Origin of the sequence: Pulveribacter sp., from assembly GCF_032079985.1 — a bacterium.
Taxonomy (GTDB): Bacteria; Pseudomonadota; Gammaproteobacteria; order Burkholderiales; family Burkholderiaceae_C; genus Melaminivora.
Genome location: NZ_DAMATK010000004.1, coordinates 67,623 through 88,306, shown reverse-complemented (window position 1 = coordinate 88,306; position 20,684 = coordinate 67,623). Strand labels below are relative to the sequence as shown.

General features: G+C 70.1%; 17 protein-coding genes. All 17 read right to left on the bottom strand.

Translation table 11 applies throughout. The features are described 5' to 3' along the window. Positions 1 to 6: 6 nt before the first annotated feature. Positions 7 to 990 carry a D-alanine--D-alanine ligase gene (locus RT282_RS12965; RefSeq protein WP_313314757.1) on the bottom strand — a complete coding sequence of 328 codons (984 nt, stop codon included), beginning with the start codon at positions 988 to 990 and terminating at the stop codon, positions 7 to 9. Continuing rightward, entirely contained in the window at positions 987 to 2,423 is a 1,437-nt protein-coding gene (murC, locus tag RT282_RS12960; RefSeq protein WP_313314754.1) for a UDP-N-acetylmuramate--L-alanine ligase, read from the bottom strand. The genes RT282_RS12965 and murC overlap by 4 nt, the downstream gene beginning before the upstream one ends. Continuing rightward, the gene (murG, locus tag RT282_RS12955; protein ID WP_313314751.1) at positions 2,420 to 3,487 is read right to left on the bottom strand and encodes an undecaprenyldiphospho-muramoylpentapeptide beta-N-acetylglucosaminyltransferase; all 1,068 of its coding nucleotides are present in this window, start codon (positions 3,485 to 3,487) and stop codon (positions 2,420 to 2,422) included. The genes murC and murG overlap by 4 nt, the downstream gene beginning before the upstream one ends. Before the next feature lie 79 nt (positions 3,488 to 3,566). Continuing rightward, positions 3,567 to 4,859: a putative lipid II flippase FtsW gene (ftsW, locus tag RT282_RS12950; protein WP_313314745.1), complete on the bottom strand. Its 1,293-nt coding sequence runs from the start codon at positions 4,857 to 4,859 to the stop codon at positions 3,567 to 3,569. Next, entirely contained in the window at positions 4,856 to 6,616 is a 1,761-nt protein-coding gene (murD, locus tag RT282_RS12945; protein WP_313314742.1) for a UDP-N-acetylmuramoyl-L-alanine--D-glutamate ligase, read from the bottom strand. The genes ftsW and murD overlap by 4 nt, the downstream gene beginning before the upstream one ends. Beyond that, on the bottom strand, positions 6,613 to 7,791 hold the full coding sequence (mraY, locus tag RT282_RS12940) for a phospho-N-acetylmuramoyl-pentapeptide-transferase (protein ID WP_312756286.1): 1,179 nt from the start codon (positions 7,789 to 7,791) through the stop codon (positions 6,613 to 6,615). Before mraY ends, murD begins: the two co-directional genes overlap by 4 nt. Beyond that, complete coding sequence (gene murF, locus RT282_RS12935; protein WP_313314738.1) at positions 7,782 to 10,679, bottom strand: bifunctional UDP-N-acetylmuramoyl-L-alanyl-D-glutamate--2,6-diaminopimelate ligase MurE/UDP-N-acetylmuramoyl-tripeptide--D-alanyl-D-alanine ligase MurF; 2,898 nt, start codon at positions 10,677 to 10,679, stop codon at positions 7,782 to 7,784. Before murF ends, mraY begins: the two co-directional genes overlap by 10 nt. Beyond that, entirely contained in the window at positions 10,676 to 12,424 is a 1,749-nt protein-coding gene (locus RT282_RS12930; RefSeq protein ID WP_312306083.1) for a penicillin-binding protein 2, read from the bottom strand. Before RT282_RS12930 ends, murF begins: the two co-directional genes overlap by 4 nt. Beyond that, a complete protein-coding gene (gene ftsL, locus RT282_RS12925) occupies positions 12,421 to 12,747 on the bottom strand; it encodes a cell division protein FtsL (protein ID WP_312306081.1) in 327 nt (108 codons plus the stop codon). The genes RT282_RS12930 and ftsL overlap by 4 nt, the downstream gene beginning before the upstream one ends. Beyond that, entirely contained in the window at positions 12,744 to 13,670 is a 927-nt protein-coding gene (gene rsmH, locus RT282_RS12920) for a 16S rRNA (cytosine(1402)-N(4))-methyltransferase RsmH (RefSeq protein WP_313314734.1), read from the bottom strand. Before rsmH ends, ftsL begins: the two co-directional genes overlap by 4 nt. Positions 13,671 to 13,679: 9 nt before the next feature. After that, positions 13,680 to 14,096, bottom strand: a complete 417-nt coding sequence (mraZ, locus tag RT282_RS12915; protein WP_312306077.1) for a division/cell wall cluster transcriptional repressor MraZ — start codon at positions 14,094 to 14,096, stop codon at positions 13,680 to 13,682. Between the two features lie 272 nt (positions 14,097 to 14,368). Then, the gene (gene hslU, locus RT282_RS12910) at positions 14,369 to 15,688 is read right to left on the bottom strand and encodes an ATP-dependent protease ATPase subunit HslU (RefSeq protein WP_313314732.1); all 1,320 of its coding nucleotides are present in this window, start codon (positions 15,686 to 15,688) and stop codon (positions 14,369 to 14,371) included. A gap of 95 nt (positions 15,689 to 15,783) precedes the next feature. Beyond that, positions 15,784 to 16,332: an ATP-dependent protease subunit HslV gene (gene hslV / locus RT282_RS12905; protein WP_312756281.1), complete on the bottom strand. Its 549-nt coding sequence runs from the start codon at positions 16,330 to 16,332 to the stop codon at positions 15,784 to 15,786. A 62-nt stretch (positions 16,333 to 16,394) separates the two neighbouring features. Then, the gene (locus tag RT282_RS12900; RefSeq protein WP_313314730.1) at positions 16,395 to 18,209 is read right to left on the bottom strand and encodes an STAS domain-containing protein; all 1,815 of its coding nucleotides are present in this window, start codon (positions 18,207 to 18,209) and stop codon (positions 16,395 to 16,397) included. A 61-nt stretch (positions 18,210 to 18,270) separates the two neighbouring features. Next, a complete protein-coding gene (gene dksA / locus RT282_RS12895) occupies positions 18,271 to 18,762 on the bottom strand; it encodes an RNA polymerase-binding protein DksA (RefSeq protein ID WP_312303149.1) in 492 nt (163 codons plus the stop codon). A gap of 346 nt (positions 18,763 to 19,108) precedes the next feature. Beyond that, positions 19,109 to 20,176: a GTP-binding protein gene (locus tag RT282_RS12890; protein WP_312303146.1), complete on the bottom strand. Its 1,068-nt coding sequence runs from the start codon at positions 20,174 to 20,176 to the stop codon at positions 19,109 to 19,111. Between the two features lie 191 nt (positions 20,177 to 20,367). Beyond that, positions 20,368 to 20,598 carry a hexameric tyrosine-coordinated heme protein gene (locus RT282_RS12885; RefSeq protein ID WP_313314727.1) on the bottom strand — a complete coding sequence of 77 codons (231 nt, stop codon included), beginning with the start codon at positions 20,596 to 20,598 and terminating at the stop codon, positions 20,368 to 20,370. Positions 20,599 to 20,684 lie beyond the last annotated feature (86 nt).

The window sequence follows — 20,684 nt, the reverse complement described above, 5'->3', positions numbered from 1 at the left end:
TCCTCTTTAGTCCTGCGGCTGCGCGCGGCCCTGCAGCGCGTCCAGCGAGGCGTCGGCCAGGATGCGCAGGCACAGGTCCTCGTAGCTGATGCCGGCGCTGCGTGCCGACAGCGGCACCAGCGAGTGGCCGGTCATGCCCGGCGAGGTGTTGATCTCCAGCAGAAAGGGCTGGCGGTCGCTCTTGCGCACCATGACGTCGGCACGCGCCCAGCCGCGGCAGCCCAGGGTGCGGAAGGACCGCACCACCAGTTCCTGGATGGCGCGCTCCTCGGCCTCGGGCAGGCCGCTGGGGCAGTGGTACTGCGTGACGTCGGTGAAGTACTTGTTCTGGTAGTCGTAGTTGCCCTCGGGGGCCACGATGCGGATCACCGGCAGCGCCTGCGCGCCCTCGCCCTGGCCCAGCACCGGGCAGGTGGTCTCGTCGCCGTCGATGAACTGCTCGCACAGCACCTCGGGGTCGAAGCGCGCGGCCAGCTGGTAGGCCTGCTGGCACTGGCCGATAGACGTGACCTTGGTCAGCCCCAGCGTGGAGCCCTCGCGTGAGGGCTTGACGATCATGGGCGCGCCCAGCGCCTGGAAGGCCTGCGCGGTCTCGTCGGCGCTGGCCACCAGGCGCCAGTCGGGCGTGGACAGGCCTTCGAAGCGCCAGATGCGCTTGGTCATGATCTTGTCCATGGCGATGGCGGAAGCCATTACGCCCGGGCCGGTGTAGGGAATGCCCAGCAGTTCCAGGGCGCCCTGCACCGTGCCGTCCTCGCCGTGGCGGCCGTGCAGCGCGATGAAGCAGCGGGCGTAGCCATGGGACTTCAGCTCAGACAGATCGCTTTGCGAGGGGTCGAAGGCGTGCGCGTCCACGCCGCGCGCGCGCAGCGCCTGCAGCACGCCGCCGCCGGACATCAGCGACACCTCGCGCTCGCTGGAGGCGCCGCCCATCAGCACCGCCACCTTGCCCAGGCCGGCCACGTCGATTTTTTGGTCAAATTGGCTCATAACGTCCGTCCCTCCTGCGCTGGCAGCTCATCTTTTTGTAGTAAACGTGCGGTCTCGCCGGCCACCGCGCCGATGGAGCCGGCGCCCATGCACAGCACCACGTCGCCGCCTTGCGCCAGCGCGGCGATGCGCGCCGGCAGCTGGCCCACGTCGGGCTCGAAGACCGGCTCCACGCGGCCGGCCACGCGCAGCGCGCGGGCCAGGGCGCGGCCGTCGGCGGCCACGATGGGCGCCTCGCCGGCGGCGTAGACCTCGGCAAGCAGCACGGCGTCGGCCTGGCCCAGCACGGCCACGAAATCCTCGAAGCAGTCACGCGTGCGGCTGTAGCGGTGCGGCTGGAAGGCCAGCACGATGCGCCGCCCCGGCCAGGCGCCGCGCGCCGCGGCCAGCGTGGCGGCCATCTCCACCGGGTGGTGGCCGTAGTCCTCGATCAGCGTGAAGCTGCCGCCACCGGCGGCCGGGAGCTCGCCGTGGCTCTGGAAGCGCCGGCCCACGCCGGTGAAGGCGGCCAGAGCGCGCAGCAGGGCCGCGTCGGACACCTCCAGCTCGGCCGCCACGGCAATCGCCGCCAGGGCGTTCTGCACGTTGTGCAGGCCGGGCAGGTTCAGCACCACGGACAGGGGCGCCAGCACCTCGGCACCGATGCGCCGCTGCACCTGGAAATGCATCTGCGTGCCCACGGCACGCACATCGGTGGCGCGCACCTGGGCGCCCTCGGCCAGGCCATAGGTGGTGATGGGCCGGCCCACCTGCGGCGCGATGTCGCGCACGGCTGCGTCGTCCACGCAGAGGATGGCGCGGCCGTAGAACGGCATGCGGTGCAAGAAGTCCACGAAGGCCTGCTTGAGGCGGCCGAAGTCGTGGCCGTAGGTCTCCATGTGGTCGGCGTCGATGTTGGTGACCACGGCCAGCACGGGCAGCAGGTTCAGGAACGACGCATCGGACTCGTCGGCCTCCACCACGATGTATTCGCCTTGGCCCAGGCGCGCGTTGCTGCCAGCGCTGTTCAGGCGCCCGCCGATGACGTAGGTCGGGTCCAGCCCGGCCTCGGCCAGGATGCTGGCCACCAGGCTGGTGGTGGTCGTCTTGCCGTGGGCGCCGGCGATGGCGATGCCGCGGCGCAGGCGCATCAGTTCGGCCAGCATCAGGGCGCGCGGCACCACGGGGATGCCGGCGGCGCGGGCGGCCAGCACCTCGGGGTTGTCCGCCTGCACGGCGGTGGAGGTGACCACCGCGTCCGCGCCATCGATGTGCGCGGCGGCGTGGCCCACGTGGGTGGCGATGCCCATGGCGGCCAGGCGCGACAGCGTGCTGCTGTCCGCCAGGTCGGAGCCGGAGACGCGGTAGCCCAGGTTGTGCAGCACCTCGGCAATGCCGCACATGCCCGAACCGCCCAGGCCGACGAAATGGATGTGGCGAATGGCGTGTTTCATCGCGCAGCGAGCTCCTCGCAGGCCATCGCCACCTCGCGGGCAGCCTGGGTTTTTTGCATCTTTTTGGCCTCTAGCGCCCGCTGTACAAGCGCAGGCCGCTCTGTATTTTGTAGCATCTGCGCCAGCCCTTCGGGCGTCAGCCGGTCCTGCGGCACCAGCCAGCCGGCGCCCGCGTCGACCAGGAAGCGGGCGTTGGTGGTCTGGTGATCGTCCACCGCGAAGGGGAAAGGCACGAACACTGCCGCCGCGCCCACGGCCGCGATCTCGGTCACGGTGCTGGCGCCGGCCCGGCAGACGATCAGGTCGGCCTGGGCGAAGGCCTCGGCCGTGTCGTCGATGAAGGGGGTGAGCGTGGCCTGCACGCCTGCCGCCTGGTAGTTGGCGCGCAGCTGCTCGATCTGCGTGGCGCCGCTTTGGTGCGTGACGATGGGGCGCTGCTGCTCGGGGATCAGCGCCAGCGCCTGCGGCACGATCTCGTTGAGCGCACGCGCGCCCAGGCTGCCGCCCACCACCAGCAGCTTGAGCGGGCCGCTGCGGCCGGCAAAGCGCTCGGCCGGGCCGTCCTGCTGCGTGAACGCGGCGCGCAGCGGGTTGCCCACCCACTGGCCCTTGTTCAGCACCCCGGGAAAAGCAGTGAAGATGCGGTGGGCCACCATCGACAGCACACGGTTGGCCATGCCGGGCACGGAGTTCTGCTCGTGCAGGACCAGCGGGCAGCCCGCGGCCGAGGCCACCAGCCCGCCGGGGAAGGTGACGTAGCCGCCCAGGCCTACCACCACGTCCGGGCGCACGCGGCGCAGCACGCCCCATGCCTGCCAGAAGGCGCGCAGCAGGCGCAGCGGCAGCAACGCCAGCGTCAGCACACCCTTGCCGCGCACGCCGGAGAAATCGATGGCCTCGAAGGCGAAGCCCTTGGGCGGCACGATGCGCGACTCCATGCTGCCGGGCGTGCCCAGCCAGTGCACGCGCCAGCCGCGCGCGGCCAGCTCCTCGGCCACGGCCAGGCCAGGGAAGATGTGGCCGCCGGTGCCGCCGGCCATGATGAGGGCAGTTTTCTGCGTCATGCGCGGCCTCCGCGCATCAGCGCTGCGCGCTGGCCCGCGCTGGCGCACGGGCGCAACTTGTTTTGGCGAAACAAACTTCTCATGCGCGGCCTCCGCGCATGAGAAGTTTGTTTTCGTAATCCACCCGCAGCACCACCGCGATGGCGACCAGGTTCATCAGGATGGCCGAGCCGCCGAAGCTCATCAGAGGCAGGGTGAGCCCCTTGGTCGGCAGCGCGCCCAGGTTCACGCCCATGTTGATGAAGGCCTGAAAGCCGATCCAGATGGCCACACCCTGCGCCACCAGGCCGGAGAACACCCGGTCCAGCGCGATGGCCTGGCGACCGATGTGCATGATGCGCCGCGTCATCCACAGGAAGGCCAGAATCAGCACCAGCACGCCCACCAGACCGAACTCCTCGCCGATCACGGCCAGCAGGAAGTCGGTGTGCGCCTCGGGCAGCCAGTGCAGCTTCTCCACGCTGCCGCCCAGCCCCACGCCGAAAATCTCGCCGCGGCCGATGGCGATCAGCGCGTGCGACAGCTGGTAGCCCTTGCCCAGGGCGTGCGCTTCACTGAACGGATCGAGGTAGGCAAAGATGCGCTCTCGCCGCCAGGGCGACAGCCACACCATGGCCGCGAAGGCCAGCACCAGGATGGCGGCGATCACGAAGAACATGCGCGCGTTCACCCCGCCCAGGAACAGGATGCCCATGGCGATGACGGCGATGACCATGAAGGCGCCCATGTCGGGCTCGGCCAGCAGCAGCGCGCCCACCACGGCCACGGCGGCGGCCATGGGCAGCACGGCGCGGAAGAACCGCTCCTTGACCTCCATCTTGCGCACCATGTAGTCGGCGGCGTAGATCAGCACGGCGAACTTGGCCAGCTCGGACGGTTGGAAGTTCATGATTCCCAGGCTGAGCCAGCGGCGGGCGCCGTTGACCACCGTGCCCACGTGCGGGATCAGCACCGCGATCAAGAGCACCAGCGACACCACGAACAGCCATGGCGCCATGCGCTCCCAGGCGTTCATCGAGACCTGGAAGGCGATCAGCGCCGCCACGAAGCCCACACCGATGGCCACCGTGTGGCGCACCAGGAAGTGCGTGGGCGCGATCGAGCCGAAGCGCGGGTTGTCCGGCATGGCGATGGAGGCCGAATACACCATCACGATGCTGGCGGCCAGCAGCAGCACCACCACCCACAGCAGCGCCTGGTCAAAGCCCAGCACGCGCGCCGGTGTGGCCGCCGTCTGGCGGTATTCGGTGCCGCCCACGCGCACCGGCAGCACGTCGGCCGCGGCGCGCGGCTCGCGCCCCGGCAGCAGGCGCTGCAGCAGTCCCGTGGCCGTGGTGCGGGCGGTGGCGGCGCCGCTACTGCTGCTGCTCATGCCATGCCTCCGCCGATCATCTGGCCGGCCTCTTCGGCCAGCGCCTGCACGGCTTCGCGGAACACCTGGGCGCGGTGCTCGTAGCCGCCGAACATGTCCCAGCTGGCGCAGGCCGGCGACAGCAGCACGGCGTCGCCGGCGTGGGCGCGCGCCGCGGCCTCGCGCACCGCGTCCGGCAGCGTGGCCGCATGCAGCAGGGGCACGCCCGTGTCCTGCAGCGCGGCGCGGATCTGCGGCGCGTCGCGCCCGATCAACACCACGGCGCGGGCGTGGCGTGCCACCGGTGCGGCCAGCGGGGAAAAATCCTGCCCCTTGCCGTCGCCGCCCAGGATGACGACCAGGCGCCGCTCGGCCCCCAGGCCCGACAGCGCGGCCACCGTGGCACCCACGTTGGTGCCCTTGCTGTCGTCGAAATACTCCACCTCGGCCACGATGGCCACGGGCTCCACGCGGTGCGGCTCGCCGCGGTATTCGCGCAGGCCGTGCAGCAGCGGGGCCAGGGTGCAGCCGGCCGCCTGCGCCAGAGCCAGCGCGGCCAGGGCGTTGGTGGCGTTGTGCCGGCCGCGGATGCGCAGGGCGTCGGCCGGCATCAGGCGCTGGATGTGCAGCTCTTCGCCTTCCGGGCGGCCGGCGCGGCCACGGCGTGCCGTCTCGTCGGCCTCGTGCGCGCGCACCAGCCAGGCCATGCCGTTGACCACCTCGATGCCGAAGTCGCCGGGCCGGCGCGGCATGTCGGCGCCGAAGGTGACGTGCTCGCGCTGGCGCAGCACCGCCGGCCGCCCGCGCACGGTTTCACGCTCGGGCGGCGGCAGCATGTCCATGACGGCCGAGTCCTCGCGGTTCAGCACCATCAGGCCGTGGCGGCCGAAGATGCGCGCCTTGGCGGCGCCGTAGGCCTGCATGCTGCCGTGCCAGTCCAGGTGGTCCTGCGTTAGGTTGAGCACGGTGGCGGCGGTGGGCTCGAAGCCGGCCGCGCCGTCGAGCTGGAAGCTCGACAGCTCCAGCACCCAGGCCTGCGGCAGCTCGTGCGCGTCCAGGCGCGCGGCCAGGGTGTCCAGCAGCGTGGGGCCGATGTTGCCGGCCACGGCCACGTCCAGGCCGGCGTGCGCCAGCAGCTGGCCGGTGAGGGAGGTCACCGTGGTCTTGCCGTTGGTGCCGGTGACGGCCAGCACGGCGGGCGCGTAGCCCTGGGCCTCGCGCAGTGCGGCAAGCGCCTGGGAATATAGGTCAATTTCGCCCCAAACGCTTGCCTGGCAAGCGCCGGCAGCTCTCAATACAGGAGCAATATCGCTGGGCGCCAGACCCGGCGAGCGCAGCACGGCATACAGCTCCCGGCTCTGCACCAGAGCCTCGTCGAACGGCCCGGCGACGAACTGCGCCTGCGGCAGCTGCGCGCGCAGGGCGGGCAGCTGGGGCGGGTTGTCGCGCGTGTCGGCCACCAGCACCTCGGCGCCGCAGCGGGCGCACCAGCGCGCCATGGCCAGGCCCGAGGCGCCCAGGCCCAGCACCAGCACGCGCCGGCCGGTCAGCAGCGTGGCCAGGGCCTGCTGCGCGGCGGCGTAGTCCAGCGGAGCGGCGGCTGGCTCGGCCGTCTGTTCTGCCTGGAGGGTGGCCGGCACGCCGGCCGGCTGTTCGCCGTCCGCCTGGCCGACCTCGGCGAAGATGCGCGCAACGAACCGCGCCGCCTCGGCGGCGGCGGTCAGCGCGGGCGCGGCGGCGTCCGGTGGCACGGGGGGTTGGACGGGCTCGTCGTTCATCGCAGCTTTAGCGTGGACAGACCGATCAGGCACAGCAGCATGGTGATGATCCAGAAGCGCACGACGACCTGCGTCTCCTTCCAGCCGCTTTTCTCGAAGTGGTGGTGCAGCGGCGCCATCTTCAGCAGGCGCCGGCCCTCGCCGTAGCGGCGCTTGGTGTACTTGAACCAGGTCACCTGCAGCATGACCGAGAGGGCCTCAACCACGAAGATGCCGCCCATGATGGCCAGCACGATCTCCTGGCGCACGATGATGGCGATGGTGCCCAGGGCCGCGCCCAGGGCCAGCGCGCCCACGTCGCCCATGAAGACCTGGGCAGGGTGGGTGTTGAACCACAGGAAGGCCAGGCCGGCGCCGGCCATGGCGGCGCAGAAGATCAGCAGCTCGCCCGAGCCAGGGATGTGCGGGAACAGCAGGTATTTGGAATAGCTGGCGCTGCCCGTGACGTAGGCAAAGATGCCCAGCGCCGAGCCGACCATGATGACCGGCATGATGGCCAGGCCGTCCAGGCCGTCGGTCAGGTTCACGGCGTTGCTGGAGCCGACGATGACCAGGTAGGTCAGGATGACGAAGCCCAGCACGCCCAGCGGGTAGCTCACCTCCTTGAAGAAGGGCACCAGCAGGCCGGCCTTCGGGGGCAGGTCCAGCGAGAAGCCCGACTGCACCCAGCTGACGAACAGCTCGAAGACGCGGGCGTTGGAGTTCTCGGAGATGGAGAACACCAGGTACAGCGCCGCCAGCAGGCCGATGACGGACTGCCAGAAGTACTTCTCGCGCGAGCGCATGCCCTCCGGGTCCTTGCGCACCACCTTGCGCCAGTCGTCCACCCAGCCGATAGCGCCGAAGGCCAGCGTGACGGCCAGCACGATCCACACGAAGCGGTTGGACAAATCGAACCACAGCAGGGTGGAGATGGAGATGCACAGCAGGATCAGCACCCCGCCCATGGTCGGCGTGCCGTTCTTGGCCAGGTGGGTCTGCATGGCGTAGCCGCGCACGGGCTGGCCGATCTTGAGCGCCGCCAGCATGCGGATCACGCGCGGGCCGGCCACCAGGCCAATCACCAGCGCCGTCATGGCGGCCATCACGGCGCGCAGCGTGAGGTACTGGAACACGCGCAGGAAACTCAGCTCGGGCGACAGCCCCTGCAGCCACTGGGAAAGCATCAGGAGCATGCGACCACCCCTTCTTCCTGGATGGCCTGCACCACCTGCTCCATCTTCATGAATCTCGATCCTTTCACCAGCACGCTGCCCGCCTCGGGCAGGGCCTTGCGCAGCGCTGCCAGCAGCGCCGCCATGTCTTCGAAATGCCGGGCGCGCTCGCCGCAGGCGACTGCGGCATGGGCGCTCAGGGTGCCCAGCGCGTAGACCTGCTCGATGCCCACATCCCGCGCATGCGCGCCTGCCTCGGCGTGGAACTGCGCACCCTGGTCGCCCACCTCGCCCATGTCGCCCAGCACCAGCACGCGCGGCGCCGGCAGCTCGGCCAGCACATCGATGGCGGCGCGCACCGAGTCGGGGTTGGCGTTGTAGCTGTCGTCCACCACGGTGATGGCGCGGCCGGCCCGCTGCAGCGCGAAGGCGCGGGAGCGGCCGGTCACCGGCCGGAAGGCCTGCAGCCCCTGCGCGATGGCCGCCAGCGGCGCGCCCGCGGCCAGCGCGCAGGCCGTGGCGGCCAGGGCGTTGGCCACGTTGTGCCGGCCGGCGATGGACAGCCGGATGGCAAAGTCGCCGGCCGGGGTGGCGATATGCACCTGCCAGCCGCCGTCCTGCCAGTCCGCCCGGGTGGCGTACACGTCGCTACCGTCGCCGAAGGTGAGGCAGCGGCGCGCGCCGGCCAGGCCTCGCCACAGCGGGGCGAAGGCGTCGCCCGCCGGGAAGACGGCCGTGCCGCCCTCCGGCAGGGCGGCCAGCACGCTGCCGTTCTCCTGCGCCACGGCCTGCACGGTGTGCATGAATTCCAGGTGCTCGCGCTGGGCGTTGTTGACCAGCGCCACCGTGGGTTGCGCCATGGCGGCCAGGCGGGCGATCTCGCCCGGGTGGTTCATGCCCAGCTCCACGACCGCCGCGCGGTGCGTGGAGCGCAGGCGCAGCAGCGTCAGCGGCACGCCGATCTCGTTGTTGAAGTTGCCCCGCGTGGCCAGGGCCGCATCGCCCAGCCAGGCCTGCAGCACGGCGGCCGTCATCTGCGTGACGGTGGTCTTGCCGTTGCTGCCCGTCACGGCGATGAGCGGCAGCGGGTGCTGGGCGCGCCAGCCTTCGGCCAGCGCACCCAGGGCGGCCAGGGTGTCCTGCACCTCGATGCCCGGCAGGCCGGCCTCTTGCAGACCGCGCGCGGCCAGCGCCGCCACGGCGCCGCCGACGCGCGCCTGGGGCAGGAAGTCGTGCGCGTCGAAGCGCTCGCCTGCCAGCGCCACGAACAGGTCGCCGGCGGCCAGGGTGCGGGTGTCGGTGTGCACGCGGGCGATCGGCGTGGCGCCGTCGCCCACCAGGCGCGCCTGCGGCAGGCGCCGTTGCACCAGGGCGTGGGCCTGGGCCAGCGTCATCTGCGGCGCGGCGGGGCGCAGGGCCAGCGCAGCACGGGCCTGCTCCAGGTCGGAGAACGGCCGGCGCACGCCCTGTGTTTCCTGATAATCCTCATGGCCCTTGCCGGCGATCAGCACCACGTCGCGCGCATCGGCCTCGGCCAGCGCCAGCCGAATAGCGGCGGCGCGGTCAGGCTCGGCGCGCACGCTGGTGCCAGCGATGGTGCCCGCCAGGATCTGGTGGATGATGGCCGCGGGCTCCTCGCCGCGCGGGTTGTCACTGGTCACGATGACCTGGTCGGCGCCCTTTTGCGCCACGGCGCCCATCAGCGGGCGTTTGCCCGCGTCGCGGTTGCCGCCGCAGCCGAACACGCACCACAGCCGCCCGCCGCGCTGCGCTGCCATGGGCGCCAGCGCCGCCAGCGCCTGCGCCAGCGCGTCCGGCGTGTGGGCATAGTCCACGGCCACCAGCGGCTGGTCGGGCGCGGTGATCTGCTGCATGCGCCCGGGCACCGGGTGCAGCCGGGCGCAGGCGCGCACGGCGTCCTCCAGCGGCACACCCAGGGCGCGCAGGCCGGCGATCACGCCCAGCAGGTTGGACACGTTGAACAGGCCCACCAGCTGCGTCTGCAGGGGCACGCTGTGCACGCCCTCGGCCACAGTGAAGGCCAGGCCGGCGCCGGTGGTGACCACGTCGCGCGCCTGCAGCCGGGCCGGGCCCTGCATGGACACGCTCCACAGGTCCAGCGGGCGCCCGGACAGGCTCTGGTGCAGCTCGGCGCCGCGCGCGTCGTCGACGTTGACCACCGCTGCCTGCAGCCCGGGCCAGTCGAACAACTGGCTCTTGGCCTGCCAGTAGGCGGCCATGCTGGGGTGGTAGTCCAGGTGGTCCTGCGTGAAGTTGGTGAACAGCGCCACGCGGATGTGCGTGCCGGCCAGGCGGTGCTCGGCCAGGCCGATGGACGACGCCTCGATGGCGCAGGCGCCGTGCCCGTCCTGCACGAAGCGGGCGAAGGCGCGCTGCAGCCGCACCGGGTCGGGCGTGGTCAGGCCGGTAGAGGCCAGGTCCGGCGGCACGCCAATGCCCAAAGTGCCCACCAGAGCGCATCCAGCCTGCGCGGGCAGCTTCTCTTTCGATAGCACGTTGAGGGCTTCTGCCAGCCACCAGGAGGTGCTGGTCTTGCCGTTGGTGCCGGTGACTGCCAGCACCTGCAGGCGCTGGCTGGGCTGGCCGAACCACTCGGCGGCGATCTGCCCCGTGGCGGCCTTCAGGCCGTGCAGCGCCGCGACGGCGTCGCCCGCACCGCTGAAGTCGAACGCCTGCACGCCCTCGCCTTCCACCAGACAGGCGGCGGCGCCGCGCGCCAGCGCATCGCCCACGTGGGCGCGGCCGTCGGTGGCGGCGCCGGGCCAGGCGATGAAGCCGTCACCGGGCGCCACCAGCCGGCTGTCGGTCTGCAGCGTGCCGGCCACGCGCTCGCGCAGCCAGTCCACGGCCTGCTGCAGCGATGCCAGCACGAGCGGCTGCGCGGTCATAGGGATTCCTCCACCGGGTTGGCGACGATCAGCGGCTTGACAGCCACGTCCGGCTGCACGCCCATCAGGCGCAGGGTCTGTTGCACCACCTCGCTGAACACCGGCGCGGCCACGGCGCCGCCGTAGATCACGCCGGCGCCGGGTTCGTCCACCATGACGGCGACGATGATGCGCGGGTTGTCCACCGGCGCCAGGCCGGTGAACCAGGCGCGGTACTTGCCCGTGGCGTAGCTCTTGCCCACCTGCTTGCGCGCCGTGCCCGACTTGCCACCGACCGAGTAGCCCACGGTCTGCGCCTTCTGGCCGGTGCCGCCGGGGCCAGCGGCCATCTGCAGCATCTTGCGCACCTCGTTGGCGGTGCGCGCCGAAAACACCGGCACCCCGGCGGGCGGGTGGTCGGTCTTGAGCATGGTGGCCGGGATGATGCGGCCCTCGTTGGCGAACACGGTGTACGAGCGCGCCATCTGGAACAGGCTGGCCGACAGGCCGTAGCCGTAGCTCATGGTGGCCTGCTCGATGGGGCGCCAGCTCTTGTAGGGGCGCAGGCGGCCGCTGACGGCGCCGGGGAAGGTGAGCGCGGGCTTCTGACCGAAACCCAGCGCCGAGAAGGTCTCCCACATCTCCTGCGCCGGCATCTGCATGGCCAGTTTGGTGGTGCCGACGTTGCTGGACTTCTGCACCACGCCGGCCACGGTGAGCACGCCGTAGTTGTGCGTGTCATTGATGGTCGAGCCCGTGATGGTGAGACGCCCGGGCGTGGTGTCCACCAGGGTATCCGGGCGCACGCGGCCGCTTTCCAGCGCCAGGCCGATGGTGATGGGCTTGATGACCGATCCGGGCTCGAACACGTCGGTCAGCGCCCGGTTGCGCAGCTGCTCGCCGCTGAGCTTGGTGCGGTCGCTGGGCGAGTAGCTGGGGTAGTTGGCCAGCGCCAGCACCTCGCCGCTGCGGGCGTCCAGCACCACCACGCTGCCGGCCTTGGCCTTGTGCAGCTGCACCGTGTCGCGCAGCTTCTGGTAGGCGAAGAACTGCACCTTGCTGTCGATGGACAGCTGAAGGTCGCGGCCGTCGACCGGCGGTACCTCGGCGCCAACGCCCTCCACCACCCGGCCCAGGCGGTCCTTGATCACGCGGCGCGAGCCCGGCTTGCCGGCCAGTTCCTTGTCGAAGGCCAGCTCCATGCCTTCCTGGCCGTGGTCCTCCACGTTGGTGAAGCCCACGATGTGCGCCGCCGGCTCGCCTTCGGGGTATTGGCGCTTGTATTCCTTACGCTGGTAGATGCCCTTGATGTTCAGCGCCGCCACCTGCTGGCCCACGTCCCAGTCCAGCTGGCGCTTGATCCAGACGAAGGTCTTGTCCTCATTGGCCAACCGGGCCATCAGCGCGGGCAACGGCATGTCCAGCAGGCGCGCCAGGGCCTTCAGGCGCGCGCGGCCCTCGGCGCTGTCGTTGTCCACGTCCTCGGGGATGGCCCAGATGCTGGCCGCCGGCACGCTGGAGGCCAGGATCAGCCCGTTGCGGTCCAGGATGCGGCCGCGGTTGGCCGGCAGCTCCAGCGTGCGGGCGAAGCGCACCTCGCCCTGGCGCTGGAAGAAGTCGTTGCCGATGACCTGCACGTAGGCCGCGCGCCCGGCCAGCGCAAAAAAGCCCAGCGCCACCAGCGCAACGATGAACTTGCTGCGCCACACGGGCGTTTTGGCCGCCAGCAGCGGGCTGGAGGTGTAGGCGACGGCGCGGCTGCTCACGAGGGGGCCTTCCCGGGGCCTGCCGCAACAGCGGCGGAAGCGGCCGGCGCACCGGCGCGGCCGTCATCCGTGACGTACTGGGTGATGGCGGGCGTGGCCATGCGCATGTTCAGGCGGTCGCGCGCCAGGCGCTCCACGCGCAACGGCGTGGCCTGGGCGCGCTTTTCCACCTGCAGGCGCTGCTGCTCGGTGGCCAGCTGGCGCGACTCGGCCAGGGCGCGGTGCAGCTCGGTGTACAGGCGGCGCGACTCGTACTGCGTGTGCACGAGATACAGGGCGCTGGCCATCACGGCCAGCAGCAGCACCACGCTGAGCCGGGTCATGCCGGGGTCTCCGTGCGCTCGGCCACGCGCATGACGGCGCTGCGCGCGCGCGGGTTGGCGGCCACTTCGGCCGCGCCCGGCTTCACCCGCGCCACGGCCGCCAGCCGCATGGGCTGCGGCTGGGCGAAGGGCGCGCGCCGGTCGTAGACCTCCTTGGTGTGCTGGGCAATGAACTGCTTGACGATGCGGTCTTCCAGCGAATGGAAGCTGATGACCACCAGCCGCCCGCCCGGCGCCAGGATCTGCAGGCTGGCTGCTAGCGCCTGGCGCAGCTCTTCCAGCTCGGCGTTGATGAAAATCCGAAAAGCCTGAAAGGTGCGCGTGGCCGGGTGCTGGCCAGGCTCGCGGGTCTTGACCGTGCCAGCCACGAGGTCGGCCAGCTCGGCAGTTCGCGTGATCGGGCCCTGCTTTGTGCGCCAAGCAGCAATCGCCTTTGCAATGGGGCCAGCAAACCGTTCTTCGCCATAGTCACGTATCACCTCCGCTATCGCGGCCGGATCGGCCGCCGCCAGCCAGTCGGCCACGCTCTGGCCGCGCGTGGGGTCCATGCGCATGTCCAGCGGGCCGTCAAAACGAAAACTGAAGCCCCGCCCGGGCTCGTCGATCTGGGGCGAGCTCACACCCAGGTCCAGTAGCAGGCCGCTGGCGCTGGCCGCGGGCAGCTCGCCCAGGTGGGAAAAGCCCTCGTGGCGGACGGACAGGCGCGCGTCCTGGATGCTCTCGGCCTCGGCGATGGCCTGGGGGTCCTTGTCGAAGGCCACCAGCCGCCCGTCCTGCGCCAGGCGCGACAGGATCAGCCGCGAATGCCCGCCGCGCCCGAAGGTGCCGTCCACGAAGGTGCCGTACGCGCCCAGCGGGCCGCCGAGCAATGCATCGACAGCCTCGCCCAGCAAGACTGTGGTGTGCCGCAGGGGCGCGTTCATGTGGGCCCCTTAAAACGAAAAATCCCGAAGGACATCGGGCATCTGCGCCTGCATGGCCTCGGCTTCGCGGGCCTCGTAGGTGCTCTTGTCCCACAACTCGAGATGGGTGCCCATGCCCAGCAGCACTGCCTCCTTGGACAGGCCGGCGGCGGCGCGCAGCTCGGGCGAGACCAGCACGCGACCGGTGCCGTCCACCTCCACATCCATGGCGTTGCCCAGGAAGATGCGCTTCCACCACTGAGCCGACATGGGCAGCTGGGCGATGCGTTCGCGGAACTGCTCCCACTGCGCACGCGGGAAGACCATCAGGCAGCCGTCGGGGTGCTTGGTGATGGTGAGTTCGCCGCCCAGGGCGTCACGATGCCGGGTCGGCACGGACAGCCGCCCCTTGGCATCCAGACTCAGCGATGACGCCCCTTGAAACACGGAAACTGAACCCCTCGGTCGGTATGGCCTTCACAGCGCGATGACGAAAAAAGCGCGTCGGAGGCCACTTTTCACCACTTCATTGCACTTTTTTGCACTGTAGCAGGAAAAGCACACCAGGCAAGGGGGCATGCCATAACATTTTGCAATGAAATCAAGGACTTAGCCGGCAAAGCTCAGCCCTTGCCTGGCAAAAAAACCTTGCCAGCCAAGCAGTTAGCTGCTGCTATGGAAGTGGTTTGTGAAGCACCGGCGGGCCTTGCCCGCCTTCATCACAGGATGTATCGGGACAGATCCTCATCCTGGCTCAAAGACGCCAGCCGCTCGTCTACGTAGGCCGCGTCCACCACCACCGTCTGACCCGACAGGCGGGTGGCGCCGAAGCTGACTTCGTCCAGCAGCCGCTCCATCACCGTGGCCAGGCGGCGAGCGCCGATGTTCTCGGTGCGCTCGTTGACGTCGCAGGCGATCTGCGCCAGCCGGGTGATGCCCTCGGGGGTGAACTGCAGCTGCACCCCCTCGGTGGCCAGCAGCGCCTGGTACTGGCGCACCAGCGAGGCGTCCGTCTGGGTCAGGATGGCCTCGAAGTCCTGCGCGGACAGCGAGGCCAGCTCCACCCGGATGGGAAAGCGCCCCTGCAGCTCGGGGATCAGGTCGCTGGGCTTGGCCAGGTGGAAGGCGCCCGAGGCGATGAACAGCATGTGGTCGGTCTTGACCATGCCGTATTTGGTGGACACGGTGGTGCCCTCCACCAGCGGCAGCAGGTCGCGCTGCACGCCCTGGCGCGAGACCTCGGCGCCGCCAGCCTCCTGGCGGGCGGCCACCTTGTCGATTTCGTCGATAAAGACGATGCCGTTTTGCTCGGCATTCGCCAGAGCGCGCTGGCGCACCTCGTCCTCGTTGACCATGCGGGCGGCCTCCTCGTCGGTCAGCAAGCGCAAGGCCTCGCCGATCTTGAGCTTGCGCGTGCGCCGCCGTTCCTGGCCCATCTGGCTGAACATGCCGCGCAGCTGCTCGGTCATCTCCTCCATGCCCTGCGGGCCCATGATTTCCAGCTGCGGGCGGGCCTCGGCCAGTTCGATCTCGATGTCCTTGTCGTCGAGCAGGCCCTCGCGCAGCTTCTTGCGGAACACCTGGCGCGCCGTGCTGTCGGCCGGCGGCTCGCCGGTGCGGGCGCTGGGCAGCAGCACGTCCAGAATGCGCTCCTCGGCCGCGTCCTCGGCGCGGGCACGCAGCTTCTTCATGTCGGTCTCGCGCGTTTGCTTGACGGCGACCTCCACCAGGTCGCGCACGATGGCGTCCACATCCTTGCCCACGTAGCCCACCTCGGTGAACTTGGTGGCCTCCACCTTGATGAAGGGGGCGTCCGCCAGGCGCGCCAGGCGGCGGGCGATCTCGGTCTTGCCCACACCCGTGGGGCCGATCATCAGGATGTTCTTGGGCGTGATCTCCTGGCGCAGACTGCTGTCGACCTGCTGGCGCCGCCAGCGGTTGCGCAGGGCGATGGCCACGGCGCGCTTGGCGCCGGCCTGGCCGACGATGTGGCGGTCGAGTTCGGAGACGATCTCCTGGGGAGTCATGGACAAGGACATGCTGCGGCCTGCCTGAAAAAATAGAGCCAAATTGGCCTCCAGACCTTGCCAGTCAAGCGCTGGAAGCCATCAAAAGAGAAGCAACCGCCGGCCGCTCAGAGCGTCTCGACGGTGTGGTGCATGTTGGTGTAGATGCACAGCTCGCCGGCGATGGCCAGCGACTTGCGGACGATGTCCTCGGCCGGCAGATCGGTGTTGTCCAGCAGCGCCTTGGCCGCCGAGTGCGCGTAGGCGCCGCCCGAGCCGATGGCGACGATGCCCTGTTCAGGCTCCAGCACGTCGCCGTTGCCCGTGATGATCAGCGAGGCGCTGTGATCGGCCACGGCCAGCATGGCCTCCAGGCGGCGCAGCACCCGGTCGGTGCGCCAGTCCTTGGTCAGCTCGATGGCCGCGCGCGTCAGGTGGCCCTGGTGCTTTTCCAGCTTGGCCTCGAAACGCTCGAAGAGGGTGAAGGCGTCGGCCGTGGCGCCGGCAAAGCCCGCCAGCACCTTGCCGTGGTGCAACTTGCGTACCTTGCGGGCCGACCCTTTGACGACGATGTTGCCCAGGGTGACCTGGCCGTCGCCGCCGATGGCGACCTGGACGCTGCCGTCCGGGCGCTCGCGCCGCACGCTGAGGATGGTGGTGCCGTGAAACTGTTCCATGGGAGAGGAAATGGGGCGGGGCCGCGCGTTTGCAACCACGCCGGCGCGCCGGGCGGGCCGCTTCAGTCCTGGCGCGGCACGATCCAGGCGTGTTCGTTGACGCCGATCACGTTGAAGAACACGGCCACCAGGCGGTGCAGGCGGCGGAACTCCAGCTCCTGGCCGGCAGCCTGCTGCGTGGCCGCCCAGTTCAGCACGCCGCCCACGGCCGCGAAGTCGATGCGGATCAGCTGCCCGCATTCCACCACCAGCGGCGCGCCGGGCCGGGCGAAGGACTGCAGGGCCTGCAGGGCGGCGCTAGCGTCGCCCTCGATGTGGCCGACCAGAGCCGGCAGGGGCGGCTCGTCGATGCCAGCCGGCTGCGACAGGGCGAACCCCGAAGTCATGTACAGGTCGCTGTCGGGCGCGTCGCGCATCGGGGCGCCGTCAGCTTCCGGCGCAGCCGGGGCGTCCGCGTCGCCGCTGAAGCCGCAGCGCGGCGCCGTCCAGGACGGCGGGGATATCTCGTAGGTGACGCAGTAGTCCAGCGCGGCCAGTTCGAACTCGTCGGCCCAGCCCATCACGCGCAGCAGCGCCATGCGCAGGCGCCACCACTGCGGGTCGCGCGAGCGCTCGCCCGAAGGCGTTTGCGCCTGCACCAGCGCGCGCAGCGCAGGCACGCCGATGAAGCGCAGCTGCACGTCCTGGCCGGCCCAGCGCTCCAGCAGCTCGGCCAGGGCCGGAACGGCTGCCGGCTCGATGCCGGTCAGGCGGCTCCAGGTCAGCGTCCAGGGCGATGCGGCGCGGGCCAGCGAGGCCTGCAGCGCAGCGATGGACTGCAGGGTGATCAGCGGCGGGGCGTTCCAGGTCAGCTCGCGCTGCTGCGCGGCGACGGCCGTGCCGCTGCCGGCCACGTCCACCTTCAGGCCCAGCTGCAGCGGAATGGAGAACCACGTCGGCGCCGAGCGGCCGAAGCGGGCGGCGTAATCGATGGACAGGGTCTCGAACTGCTCCTGGCGTCCGGTGGCGCGGTGCAGGTCGAACAGCGTGTACCAGATGTGCTCCTGCTCGGCCGGGGGTGTGCCCTCGCGCTGGGCCAACACGTCCTTGAGGGCGGCCTCGGCGCCGTCGTAGTCGGCATTGGCGAAGCGGATGGCGGCCTCTTCCAGGTCGGGGTCGTGCACGAACTTCTCGCGCGCCGGCGCGGCGTGGGGCGCGGGAGCAGCCGCGGGCTCGGGTGCCACGGCCGGCGGGAACAGCGGCTCGACCATGGCCGGCGCGGGGGGCGGTGCGGCGACCGGGGGAGCGACCGGCGCCGGCATGGTCATGGGCGCGGTCGGCGCGAAAGCGCGGCCGTGCTCGCCGGCGGCAAAGGGCGAGCCGGCCAAAGCCGAGGCCATGGCGGCCGATGCCGGGGCTGGCTGGTCGGGGTCGATGCGCGGCGCTGGAGCATCAGCGGCCGGCGGCAGCGGAGCAGGCGCCATGGCCGGCCTACCCGGGGGGGCGCCCTTGCCCTTCCACCACTGCTGGGACATCTGCGCCTCGATCTCGTCGATCTTGCGCAGCGTGTCGGCCCGGTCGTCGGGCGAGGTCATGCTGGTCTGAAAAGCCGAACTGCGCGGGCCCGCATCGTCGGTGCGCTCGGCGCGAGCCCCTTCGCTGCGGCGCAGCTTGCGTAGGTAATCGAACTCGCGGCGGCGCACGAAATCGTTGCGGCGCTTGCGCTCGATCATCTCCTTGAGCATCTGCTTGCTGTACTGGCTCTCGCGCTCTTCATCCATGGCGTCGAGCTCGGACCAATTCACGGTGGGGTTGCGCACGAAGCGCACCACCTTGGACAGCAGCCCGCGCGTGGAGGACGACGGCGGCGATGAGGAGGAAGATTCGTCCTTGCTCATGCGGCCCATTGTGCCTCGTGCGCGGCTGTGGCGATTGCGGGAAAAGCAGGAGGGGCGACGGTCAATCGCCGAACATCTTCTGCTTGAGCTCGCGGCGCTGCTGGGCCTCCAGCGACAGCGTGGCCGTGGGGCGGGCCAGCAGGCGGGGCACGCCGATGGGCTCGCCGGTCTCGTCGCAATAGCCGTAGTCGCCAGCGTCGATGCGGGCGATGGACTGCTCGATCTTCTTGAGCAGCTTGCGCTCGCGGTCGCGGGTGCGCAGCTCCAGGGCGTGCTCTTCCTCGATGGTGGCGCGGTCGGCCGGGTCGGGCACGACGACGGTGTCCTCGCGCAGATGCTCGGTGGTCTCGCCGGCGTTTTCGTGCATGGCCTGCTTGAGCTCGACCAGCTTGTGGCGGAAGAACGCCATCTGCTTGTCGTTCATGTACTCGCTCTCGGGCATGGCCAGCACTTCCGCGTCGGTCAGCTCCTCGGCGGGCTTGGTCTTCCAGTTGTTGGCCAGCTTGGGATCTTTCTTGGCGGCCGCCACAGATTTTTGCAGGGTCGTAGTCATGGTCTGAATGATGAAGCTGGCGTAGCGGACAGCGCTTGCACGCTGCCGGCCGTCGTAGGTTGTTCGAATTTCCGCCGGCCGCAGGGCGCAGCGGGGAAGCTGCCCATGCTGCCTGCGGAACCGGATGCGCGGTGTAGTGCCAGCTGCTGTGCGCCTGTCGGACGACCGGCCTGCAACAGCAACCAGCGCTTACGCCGCGCCAGGCGCGGGTGGCACGCCCCTGCGGCCACTAGCGTGATTTGGCGGGGGCGTTCGAGCCGGGGCGCGATTGTATAGACCATGGCAGGCGGGGGCCAGGGAGCAACGCATACCGCACGGGGTCACTGCGCCATGGCCGGCGCACGCCTCAGGCCAGGCACTGGCCCAGGCCCTGCTCGAAGATGTCGCGCGGCAGGTCGATGCCAATGAAGACCATGCGGCTGACGCGCGGCTCATCCGCCGTCCATTCGGGTCCCAGGTCGCTGCCCATGAGCTGGTGCACGCCCTGGAAAATGACCTTGCGGCTGGTGCCCTTCATGTCCAGCACGCCCTTGTAGCGCAGCATGCGCGGGCCGTAGATGTTGACGATGGCGCCCAGGAAATCTTCCAGCCGCGCCGGATCGAACGGGCGATCGGCGCGGTAGACGAAGCTCTTCACGTCGTCGTCATGGTGGTGGTGGTGCGGGTGGTGGCAATGCTCGCCATGCTCGTGGCCATGGTCGTGGTGGTCATGGCCGCAGTGCTCGTCATGCACGTGTCCGTGGTCGTGCCCGTCGTCCTCCTTGAGGAAGTCCGGGTCGATGTCCAGCCGCGCGTTCAGGTTGAAGCCGCGCAGGTCCAGCACCTCGGCCAGCGGCACCTCGCCAAAGTGCACGGCCTTGATGGGCGCGCGCGGGTTCATGTGCTTGAGGCGGTGGATCAGCGCGTCCTTCTCAGCCTCGCTCACCAGGTCGGTCTTGGACAGGAAGATCTGGTCGGCAAAGCCCACCTGGCGGCGTGCCTCCTGGCGCTCGTTGAGCTGGCTGTCCGCGTGCTTGGCGTCGACCACCGTGATGATGGAATCGACCAGGTAGGTCTCGGCGATCTCGTCGTCCATGAAGAAGGTCTGCACCACCGGGCCGGGGTCGGCCAGACCGGTGGTTTCGATCACCACGCGCTCGAAGTCGAGCATCTTCTTGCGCCGCTTGGCGGCCAGCAGTTGCAGCGTCTCGCGCAGGTCCTCGCGAATGGTGCAGCAGATGCAGCCGTTGCTCATCTGCACGATCTGCTCTTTCGACTCGGTGAGCAGGATGTCGTTGTCGATGTTCTCCTCGCCGAACTCGTTCTCGATCACGGCGATCTTCTGGCCATGCGCCTCGGTCAGCACGCGCTTGAGCAAAGTGGTCTTGCCGGCCCCGAGGAAGCCGGTGAGGATGGTGACGGGGATCAGGGACATGGAAGGCGCCTTGCGGGAATGGCTTGCAACAAAAGCGCCCGCGCCGCCGCCAGGGGCGCGCGCGGGCCGATTCGGGGCCTGACTGTAGCGAAGCCGCCAAGCCCCGGCCTGCGGGGTTGATATTCAAGCCTTTTTGGCCTCCAGCGCTTGTCAGCCAAGCGCCAGCAGCTATCTATTCAATAGCAATCAGTCTATCTGCGCCAGTAATTGTTGGCGGCTGCTACGGTCTGGAAGTTGAGGGCCACCACCTGCGAGGCGGCCGTCAGCGCCTGGTGGTCCTCGGCGTACTCGGGGCGCAGGCGGTGCAGCACCTCGGGGTCGGGCTGGGTGTATTTCACGCCGCGCCGGCTCAGGGTGATGGCCAGCTCGAAGCCCTGCTGGGGCGTGTCGGTGATGAGGGAAGGCAGCCAGGTATCGGCCATGAGTCGCTCCTTTCGTGGGGGGATGGAAAAGTGCACGGGAGGTGACACTTTCCCACGCCTGCCGCCCGGCCGCAAGGCAGCGCCCC

Excerpts from the sequence above, each read along its gene's own strand:
- RT282_RS12965 (WP_313314757.1), bottom strand. The coding sequence starts at position 990 with ATGAGCCAATTTGACCAAAAAATCGACGTGGCCGGCCTGGGCAAGGTG.
- dksA (WP_312303149.1), bottom strand. The coding sequence starts at position 18,762 with ATGACTACGACCCTGCAAAAATCTGTGGCGGCCGCCAAGAAAGATCCC.
- murD (WP_313314742.1), bottom strand. The coding sequence starts at position 6,616 with ATGAACGACGAGCCCGTCCAACCCCCCGTGCCACCGGACGCCGCCGCG.
- ftsL (WP_312306081.1), bottom strand. The coding sequence starts at position 12,747 with ATGACCCGGCTCAGCGTGGTGCTGCTGCTGGCCGTGATGGCCAGCGCC.
- murG (WP_313314751.1), bottom strand. The coding sequence starts at position 3,487 with ATGACGCAGAAAACTGCCCTCATCATGGCCGGCGGCACCGGCGGCCAC.
- hslU (WP_313314732.1), bottom strand. The coding sequence starts at position 15,688 with ATGTCCTTGTCCATGACTCCCCAGGAGATCGTCTCCGAACTCGACCGC.
- murF (WP_313314738.1), bottom strand. The coding sequence starts at position 10,679 with ATGACCGCGCAGCCGCTCGTGCTGGCATCGCTGCAGCAGGCCGTGGAC.
- RT282_RS12900 (WP_313314730.1), bottom strand. The coding sequence starts at position 18,209 with ATGAGCAAGGACGAATCTTCCTCCTCATCGCCGCCGTCGTCCTCCACG.
- rsmH (WP_313314734.1), bottom strand. The coding sequence starts at position 13,670 with ATGAACGCGCCCCTGCGGCACACCACAGTCTTGCTGGGCGAGGCTGTC.
- RT282_RS12890 (WP_312303146.1), bottom strand. The coding sequence starts at position 20,176 with ATGTCCCTGATCCCCGTCACCATCCTCACCGGCTTCCTCGGGGCCGGC.
- RT282_RS12885 (WP_313314727.1), bottom strand. The coding sequence starts at position 20,598 with ATGGCCGATACCTGGCTGCCTTCCCTCATCACCGACACGCCCCAGCAG.
- murC (WP_313314754.1), bottom strand. The coding sequence starts at position 2,423 with ATGAAACACGCCATTCGCCACATCCATTTCGTCGGCCTGGGCGGTTCG.
- mraY (WP_312756286.1), bottom strand. The coding sequence starts at position 7,791 with ATGCTCCTGATGCTTTCCCAGTGGCTGCAGGGGCTGTCGCCCGAGCTG.
- ftsW (WP_313314745.1), bottom strand. The coding sequence starts at position 4,859 with ATGAGCAGCAGCAGTAGCGGCGCCGCCACCGCCCGCACCACGGCCACG.
- hslV (WP_312756281.1), bottom strand. The coding sequence starts at position 16,332 with ATGGAACAGTTTCACGGCACCACCATCCTCAGCGTGCGGCGCGAGCGC.